General features: G+C 64.1%; 8 protein-coding genes. 3 read left to right on the top strand and 5 right to left on the bottom strand.

The window, feature by feature from the left end:
* Window positions 1-267: 267 nt before the first annotated feature.
* A complete protein-coding gene (locus ACFE71_RS14225; protein WP_375429423.1) occupies window positions 268-711 on the bottom strand; it encodes a hypothetical protein in 444 nt (147 codons plus the stop codon).
* A gap of 276 nt (window positions 712-987) precedes the next feature.
* Between ACFE71_RS14225 and ACFE71_RS14230 the strand changes: the two genes are divergently transcribed.
* A complete protein-coding gene (locus ACFE71_RS14230) occupies window positions 988-1170 on the top strand; it encodes a hypothetical protein (RefSeq protein ID WP_375429424.1) in 183 nt (60 codons plus the stop codon).
* A gap of 31 nt (window positions 1171-1201) precedes the next feature.
* On the opposite strand, the gene ACFE71_RS14235 is transcribed toward ACFE71_RS14230, so the two are convergent.
* Window positions 1202-1588, bottom strand: coding sequence for a type II toxin-antitoxin system VapC family toxin (locus tag ACFE71_RS14235; RefSeq protein ID WP_375429425.1), 387 nt, complete (start codon window positions 1586-1588; stop codon window positions 1202-1204).
* Entirely contained in the window at window positions 1585-1875 is a 291-nt protein-coding gene (locus ACFE71_RS14240) for an AbrB/MazE/SpoVT family DNA-binding domain-containing protein (protein ID WP_375429426.1), read from the bottom strand. The genes ACFE71_RS14235 and ACFE71_RS14240 overlap by 4 nt, the downstream gene beginning before the upstream one ends.
* A 432-nt stretch (window positions 1876-2307) precedes the next feature.
* On the opposite strand from ACFE71_RS14240, the gene ACFE71_RS14245 reads away from it, so the two are divergent.
* The gene (locus tag ACFE71_RS14245; RefSeq protein ID WP_375429427.1) at window positions 2308-2925 is read left to right on the top strand and encodes a recombinase family protein; all 618 of its coding nucleotides are present in this window, start codon (window positions 2308-2310) and stop codon (window positions 2923-2925) included.
* Window positions 2926-3201: 276 nt separating this feature from the next.
* On the opposite strand, the gene ACFE71_RS14250 is transcribed toward ACFE71_RS14245, so the two are convergent.
* Both ACFE71_RS14250 and ACFE71_RS14255 read right to left on the bottom strand, forming a co-directional pair.
* Window positions 3202-4506 (bottom strand): hypothetical protein, encoded by a 1305-nt coding sequence (locus tag ACFE71_RS14250; RefSeq protein WP_375429428.1) that lies wholly within the window; start codon window positions 4504-4506, stop codon window positions 3202-3204.
* A 58-nt stretch (window positions 4507-4564) separates the two neighbouring features.
* The gene (locus tag ACFE71_RS14255; protein WP_375429429.1) at window positions 4565-5935 is read right to left on the bottom strand and encodes a hypothetical protein; all 1371 of its coding nucleotides are present in this window, start codon (window positions 5933-5935) and stop codon (window positions 4565-4567) included.
* Window positions 5936-6396: 461 nt separating this feature from the next.
* Here ACFE71_RS14255 and ACFE71_RS14260 point away from each other — a divergent pair.
* Window positions 6397-6729 (top strand): recombinase family protein (locus ACFE71_RS14260; protein WP_375429430.1); only part of this gene is annotated, 333 nt, incomplete at its 3' end.

Genomic DNA, 6729 nt, shown 5'->3' on the forward strand with positions numbered 1-6729 from the left:
GCTCGCGCAAGGCGCTGTCAATCGCGGTCAGGCGACGGCAGCCACGGCGCTGGTCCCTGCTTCGCGAGCGGCTGAACGCGCGGCCTCACGCCTAGCAGATCGCACGTCGCGAACAGTCCGCCGCTGGGCGCGCAGTGATCGACCCTAAGCTCCCCGTCGCTTCTCCGCGTCCGCAATGCTGTGACCCAGGTCAGACCACGTTGCGGAGAGGAGGTCGTTGTGCCTCGACCGCGAAGTTCGACCGACGCGGTGCCGGTCGTGCGCATGTCAGCGTTCGCCTGGTACCTCGTCCAATACCGGATCGAGTACGTCGCGCAGCCGCTCCGCAGTGCGGCGGAGCTCCGCCATTTGTGTGATCGCACTGCTCGCGGCTTCGCCTGCTGTTTCGGCGGCACGTCGCGTGCGACGTTGCAGACGTCGCTCGAAATCGGGGTCATCGCGTCGTACAATGTCGCCGAGCGTATCGTCCGGTCGGACATCGTCACGAGGACGTGTAAGCGCCGCGATCGGTCCGACGCGTGTGTCGAGCACGATACTGGCTAATCGCGTGATCGTCGCGGCGAGCGCATCCTGCGCGGCGGGGCTGCCGAGCGTGGAAGCAAGGACCTCTGGGTCGGGCCGCCGCGGGTGGCGCTCACTCGCCAACGCAGGCGCGGTAAGAACCAGTGACGCGAGGAGGAAAGCAAGCGAGCGCGCGTGTTCCTTTTTCATGCACTCTGACATATCAGGGAATCGCGTCGAAAACCAGTTGCCTACGTTCAGGCACCGACGACTATGGCCGGTAATGTGTGATGAAGTGATGCAGCAAGTCGATCGGTCCGGATCTGGTGAGGCCGCCGAGTACCCAGGACCGGCACCGCTGGAAGAACTTCGGTTCTCACCATCGCTCATCCAAGGACTACGGTGAGCACGTTGTGCAGTCACGCTGGTGCCGCTCGACGAGCAACGGCCGACACCGTGATGCCGTTCAAGGGATTAGGATCGTCCATGCAGCTTGAGGAACTTGCCGGCATCGTGGCGGGGGTGGCCGCTCGCCTGCCGGAGTGGGTCCGGACCGACCTTGCGTCCAAGGACGCGTCTGCACGTGAGCGCGCAGAGGAGACGCTGGCGGCCATGATCGTCGCGGCCACGTCGGTGTCATCGGTCGCCGAGGAGCACGCTCCCGATTAGGCCGGACCGGACAGTGGCCGTCCGGCACAGATTACCGCGCCTGCTCGAGCTTGAGCCCTTTCACCTTGACCTTGCGCCATTCCCGGTCGGCGGTGAGCGCGGGCACGCCCAGGCTGATTGCCAGCGCCATGCAGGACCGGTCGCCCAGTCCGCGCCCATACTGGCGCGTTTGCTCGTGAAGTGCGGCCGCGGCGTAGGCCGCCTCGGCATCATGCGCGCGCACCTCTAGCCGGAGCTCGTCCAGCAGCTCGCGGATCACCGGCTCGTCAAGCCCGCTCACCAGCAGCTCCTTGACGACTTCCTGCAGATTCACGGCCGAGATCGCCGCCCGCCCGACATGCGTGGCCACCTTGTCGCCGCCGGGCTCGTCGCGAATGAGCGCCAGCACGGCCGATGCGTCGAGAACGGCCGATGTCACTTGCCGCCCTCGTCGCCGACTTCGGCCGGCGCGTCATCGGCGTCCCGAGCCGCTTCGGCCTGCCGGTCGACGAGGAACTCGTCAGTCGTCCGCTCGGCCTTGGCATGCTGTTTATAGAGTGCCCGCGCTCGCGCTACCCCGTGCCCGATCGGCGTCAGGCGCACCTCGTCGTTCTCGAGCGTCAGGATGACCTTGGTCTCGCCTTCCAGGCCCATCGCCTTGCGGACCGACTGGGGTAAGATCATGCGGCCGTTCTCGGCCACCCGGATGTCCATGGTCGTGGGCACGTCGTTCAACTCCGATGTGGCAACCGTATTCTAGAGCATCGATGCCATCTGCGGTCCTCAACCGCAAGCGGTGGCGGCAATCCGAGATTGTCCTAGGCCAACTTAGTGCATCGTCACCGCCGCATCGTTAGACAACTGTTCGCTGCTAGGGCGTAAGCCAATCGCGACCGCGTGAACCATCGACGGCATCCGGCATCGATGTACCATTATTACCTGTCGTGCCATTCGAGCGGAGTTGCATCGCTGGCACCTCGGTACGCGGATCGCCCCATGTACGTCGCTAGCCAACCCAAAATTGTCCACAAACCGCCTCTCTTCCTTTCTGGACGGAGCTGCTTTATGGACCGGTTTTCTGGACGGCTTGGGGGTGGTCCGGCCGGCTTTGTCGGGCCCGTCCTCAAATCGGACGATTGCTGGACAAGGAGAGGCGGCTTGCCCGACGTGCTTGGTTACGCTCGCGTATCGACCAACGATCAGGAATTGGAAGTCCAGCGCCGCCGGCTACGCGACGAGGCTTGCGCGATCCGGGTGTTCGACGACGTGATCTCTGGCAAGCAGTTCGAGCGGCCGGGCCTGACTGCGCTGCTCGAGTTCGCGCGCCCTGGCGACATCGTATGCGTGGTCAGGCTCGACCGGCTCGGGCGGTCGCTGAAAGAACTGCTCGAGACGGTGGACGGGTTCAAGGGCAGGGGGCTCGCGTTCCGGTCGCTCGAGGAGCGGCTGGACACGGCCTCGGCCGCGGGCGAGCTCGTGTTCCATGTGTTCGGCGCGATCGCGCATTTCGAGCGGCGGTTGATCGTCGAGCGCACGCGTGACGGGCTGTCGGCCGCCCGCGCGCGTGGCAAGGTGTTCGGCAGGCCGCCGCTTGACCAGGAAATGCTCGCGTCGGCGCTGAAGCTGATCGAGGCGGGCGTGCGCCCGGCCCAAGCCGCCAAGCAGTTGGGGTTGGGCCGCTCTACTCTGTACCGGGAACTCGCTGTGCTCAGGAGAACGGTGCCGAGCACGCCCACGCTCGATGATCCTGAGCGGGCCGTTAAGCCAGCACCGTAAACCAAGCGACCGATAAGTGAGATTGCGTGTATGTAGCGGTTCCAGCGCGGCTGACTAAGAGGGGGACTGCGCCGATAGCGTTTTCTTTGCTCAATATGCACCGTTCTGGTCGATGCTGCGAGCACCTGAGAGCCGCCGTTTGTTGGCCGATTGCGGACTGCGCAGGCTTACCGTCTTGCGCCCGTCTACAAGATTTATAGGGTCGAAAAATGAAAGCTCATTTTAAGGTGATTAGCCTCTCGCCTGGGAGCGGCTGTCTTCGCCTCGGGCCCGAGATCACTTCCGCCGTAGCCGGGCCAGCGCCCGTCCCGCCGCGCCCCGCAGGGTCGAGTCCCGCGTGCCAGCCTCGATCTGCTCCAGCTTGCTCCTGACCAGCTGCGCCTGCGCGGGAGCAAGTTCCGGCACGGAGCGGGACCGCTCGACTGCGACGGCGACTCCGAGCTGCTGTCGGTAACTTTGGGAGGGCGCAGCGGCCACGACCGATGTGAAGCGGTTCGCAGTCGTGTCCTCAAACTGCAGAGCGAGCTGTCTCCGGGCCTCTCGCCGCGCGGTCGGGTTCTCGGATTCGAGGTCGGCCTGGATCCGGGCAAGGGTATCTGGGGAGGGGAAGCGACCAGATAGCGCGGAACCCGACCGACCCGCTGCGGTTGGCGCAGTCGTGAACTGGACGTCCGACGGAGGTCGTGCGCCCGCCGGGTAGATCCTTGCGACCAGCGAGCGATCTTTGGCGGACAAAATATTCTTGTCGGCGACGTAGCATCGGCTGGCAGTACCGCTGCGGAAGATCGCCGCTGGCTGCGCGTACATCATTATTGAGTCCCGATCCGGCTCGCCGGGCCTCGCGTCAGGATCGGCAGCGGCGATCGGACCTAGGTTGCGGTCTACGGTCTCCCGATCCCACTTGTTGGGTTCCCGCCCATAATATTCGTACGCGTTGTTTGCGCCTTCCCAGCGGATCTCGTTCTGGCATCCGAGAGCTGGATTCTGATGCTCATGGAGTAGCCCGAGCGCGTGGCCAAACTCATGGAGAATAGTCCCCTTGTCGCGAAGGTCAGCAAGCTGGACGACGTTGGCGGTGGTGTAGGGGACGCCGGATCGGGTAACCTGATTTGGGCCGTAGACGTTGTTGAAATCCTCCAAGTTCATTGAGGGCTGGTAGACATTCACCTCGTCGTGCGCATCGAGGCCGATAAGGGACCAGTAGCCCTCCCCCGAAAATCCGATCCGGATGCTGCTCAGCCCGGAGCTGGAGAGGCGGCAATCGCGCCATCGACCGGGCGAGCCGAAGTCGAGTTTCAGGTTGGCGTACTTGGTCCACTCCGAGGCGACCTCGACTACCAACGTCTTCACCACCGGGTTGCCCCCGAAAAAACACACATTGAGTGTGTCGCCCGCGTTCCAGAGCCTGTCCGCTGCGTGGAGCTGTTGGAGAGTGCCGGTCGGCTTCCGGGCGGACGCGAGCCACGCGAGGTGCTCGGGCAGTGACTCGATGATGCGCGGCTCGTCCGGCGTCTGGGCGTCCGTAACGGACGTCGTCAGCAGGGCAATTGCGACAATCGGAGCTGTTCTTTTCATCTCCATCGCTCCACTTCTTGGGGGTGTAAATCCAAGCCTTAGCCTTATCGGATGTGTCTCGCTGTCAGGGCTGCTCGAGCTTGGCTGCGAGCAGCGCGGCCAAGTCCGCCTTGGTCTTCTCGGCATCGAGCTGCCGCTTGAGCGCGTCCAGGCGGGCGTCTGCTACATCGGGCGCAACCGTGTTAACAGCGTCCACGATAGCCGTCGTGGACTCCGCGTCTCTACCCTTCTCGTAATGCATCGAGGCCGGTTCTCCCAAGGGGTCGAACTCGGCCGCGACCGTACGGCGGCCGAAGATGCTTCCCCCACCAGTTGGCATCGTCCGGGGACGCGAGAGCTGGGGCAGGACAGTCGCGGCGGCGGTCGCGGCCTCTCCGCCCCAGTCGGCGGGGCACTTGAGGTTGGTGCAGTCATCCGCGATCGGCGTCAGGGTGACGGTGGCCGGAACCGGGCGCAGATAGACCAGGTCGCGGCCGCGAAGAGTCGAGGCGTCCAAATCAGTCCCCGAGCAGCGCGCCGGCTCCGCGTCTGCCGAGCAGCCGAGTAGACGGTCCATGCGGGCGTCGACCGTGACGGCTACCGTGTAGCCGAGGCGTCCCACGAGCGGCTTGCGCGCGTTCCTGCCTTCTCGATCGATCAGCTCGCTTATCGCGGGCGGGCTAACTTCGTTCTCGCGGCCAGGAGCAGGGGTCACCATCCGAGGCTGTGCGACGAGCCAGCGCTCGAACGGCGGCGCGGGGATGGTGCTGGCAACCCCGTCCAGCCTGCCATCGACGTCCCGGCGCGGATCGAGCAAGCCGGGCGTGGTACTGGTGAGTGTCAGGCCATCCTGGAGCGCGGCTGCCTGCACGATCCGGCGCTCCAAGAGTTGTCCGACGGCAGTGTCGTTGCCGGCGACCACCCTTGCCTCGAGCGCCCCAATGTCCGCTTCGACTGCGGCAAGCCGCTCCAGCGCGGCTTCCGTCTCCTCGGAACACCTGAGCACATAAATCTGCACCATGGGCCTATTTACCTGGCGACGGCGTAGCGCGAAGTTAGAAGCCTTGCTCGTCGCGGCGGCGAGCGGGATCGCCGCGAGCGGCGGGGCCGAGAGGGTGTACGCGGTCGCTGCGGCCTTCAGCAGCGAAACGATAACGGGCCCGCCCTGCCCAGCGGCGGTCGAGTTGAAGGTGCGCAGCACCCCGTTGTCGAGGCCAACCTTGGTCGAGCGGTCGACCAGGAAACCCGAACTGGCGTCTACGACGACCATGCGCCCGCGTGAGGCCTTGGCCGCAATCGCCGGGGTGTACTCGATGTCAAGGGTGGGATCCTTGTCCGTCGGGCAACGTGTAATGCGGTGCGCAACCGACGCAGCAAGCCGCACCTTCGGCAAGAAATAGCTAATCTCCGGCCGATTAGATGCAAATGCGGCAAGCGCCAGAGTCGTCGCGATCATTACAGTCTCCTGGGTAGGTAACTGAATCAGACAGAACGCACACGCAACCAAGCTTTTCTAGGTAGTACATCGTGACCGATCCGACTGCTCTGGTCAATAGTGATCGCGAGGAGAGCCTTTTAGGATCGACTTTGCCTTGTTGCGCATCCTACGCCAACAAGCGCAAAAGTCAGTCTGAGTGTAGCAGCGCAGATATTAGCTTTGTCTAACAGATTGTTAGCGTTGATCTTTGCACCACGGGATCTGGATTATGTACAAGTGTTTGTCGGCAGGGGCACGCGGGATCACACTGGCACTGCCGGTGCTCCGCCAATTGCGTCCGGCAACCTGTGTCGGTTTAGATAATCCCAAATAGGACCGCTGCTCCGGACGGCCATTCGCGTCCGATTAGGATTGCTGGCCAGCTTATCGGACGTTAGTAGCCGCTGCTCTAGATCCATACGGGACAGATAGGAACGAGAGTGGCCCTATACGGCTATGCGCGGGTGTCGACGACCGAGCAGGATCTCACGATCCAACAGGAAGCATTACGCGCCGCCGGGTGTCAGGTGATCCGGTCGGAGAAGAAGACCGGCACCAAGCGGGAGGGGCGGACCGAGCTCGACCTGCTGCTCGAGTTCCTGCGCGACGGCGATACGCTGGTGGTAACCCGCATCGATCGGCTCGCCAGGTCGATGAAGGATCTGCAGGACATCGTCCATGATCTGAAGGGCAGGGGGGTCGCGCTGAAGGCGACCGAGCAGCCGATCGACACCGGTACTGCCGCGGGCAAGGCGTTCCTCGACATGCTGGGC

It is taken from the genome of uncultured Sphingomonas sp., from assembly GCF_964237155.1.
Lineage (GTDB): Bacteria > Pseudomonadota > Alphaproteobacteria > Sphingomonadales > Sphingomonadaceae > Sphingomonas.